This window comes from Lentzea rhizosphaerae (assembly GCF_042649515.1).
In the GTDB taxonomy this organism is placed as follows: Bacteria; Actinomycetota; Actinomycetes; order Mycobacteriales; family Pseudonocardiaceae; genus Lentzea; species Lentzea aerocolonigenes.
This window is the reverse complement of sequence record NZ_JBHRZI010000058.1, coordinates 1-1,227: the sequence shown is the minus strand read 5'-3', so window position 1 is coordinate 1,227 and position 1,227 is coordinate 1. Positions and strand designations below refer to the sequence as shown.

The 1,227-nt window shown below is 66.3% G+C and carries 2 protein-coding genes; both read right to left on the bottom strand.

The window, feature by feature from the left end:
- The coding region (locus tag ACFOWZ_RS47755) for an IS3 family transposase (RefSeq protein WP_382381346.1) at nucleotides 1-896 on the bottom strand (896 nt) is incomplete at its 3' end.
- On the bottom strand, nucleotides 896-1,227 hold a 332-nt coding region (locus ACFOWZ_RS47750; protein WP_382381344.1), incomplete at its 5' end, for a transposase. The genes ACFOWZ_RS47750 and ACFOWZ_RS47755, both read right to left, overlap by 1 nt.

The window sequence follows — 1,227 nt, the reverse complement described above, 5'->3', positions numbered from 1 at the left end:
GACTTCTCATAGTCGTCCGGATTGGACATCCCGAGCTTGGAGTGCCGCCGCACACTGTTGTAGAAGATGAACCACTTGTCAATCGCGGCAACAAGTTCTGTCTTCGTGACGTAGACGTGCCGGTAGAACTCCTCGTGTTTGAACGTCGACCAGAACGACTCGGCGGGGCTGTTGTCCCAGCAGATCCCGGTCGCGCCCATCGACCGGCGCAGCCCGTGCCGGAAACACGCCTGCGCGGTCAGATTCGCCGTGTACTCACCGCCGCGATCGGAATGCAGGACCGTGCCACGAACTTCGCCGCTGCGGGCGGCCACCGCCGCCTCGATGGCCTCAGTGACCATGACGGCACCGATGTGGTCGGCGACGCTGTAGCCGAGCACCCTGCGTGAGTGCCCGTCCCGGATCGCGCACAGGAACATCTCGCCCTCACCGCAGGACAAGTACGTGATATCGGTCAGCCAGACGGCGTTCAGGCGGCCCTGGTCGAACTCGCGCTCGACGAGATCCGGTGGAAACGACGCGGACGGGTCGGCCACGGTCGTTCTCACCTTGAACGTGCGCGGGCTGATGCCCTCGATCCCGGCATCGGCCATGACCTTCGCGACGGTCTTGGCGCTGACCACCTCGCCCTGGTCCCGCAGCTCCGCGGTGATCCTCGGCGACCCATAAGTGCCACGAGAGTCCTTGTGCGCCTGGACGATCTTCACCTCCAGGTCCGCGCGGCGCTGCTGACGTGGCGTCAACACCGTTGCCGCACACCGCTTCCGGTAGGCGTAGTAGCCGGAGGCGGACACCGCCAGCAGGCGTGCCATGCGCCGGACCGCGAACCGTTCGCCCTCGGGAGCGGCGATGGCGGTCACGCCGGCGGTGTCGTCGGGGCCGGCGTACTTGGCCATCAGAGCGAACCGGGCCGGTTCTTCTGCATCGCGGCAAAGTACGCCGAGGCTTTTACCAGGAACGCGTTGTCCTTCTCCAGCTCGGTGACCTGCCTGCGCAACCGCAGCAGCTCGGCCCGCTCCGCCGCCTCCAGCGGGCTCTCCCCGTGGACCTCGGCTGCGGCGATCCGGCGCCGCTCGTCCTTGACCCAGACACTCAACATCCCCGCGTCGATCCCCAGCTCGCGGGCAACCTCGCTGATCGTCCGACCCGAATCGATCACACGATGCGCAGCCTCGACCTTGTACTCAGCCGTGTACGACCGGCGCTTACGAGGAGGCATGAGGACAT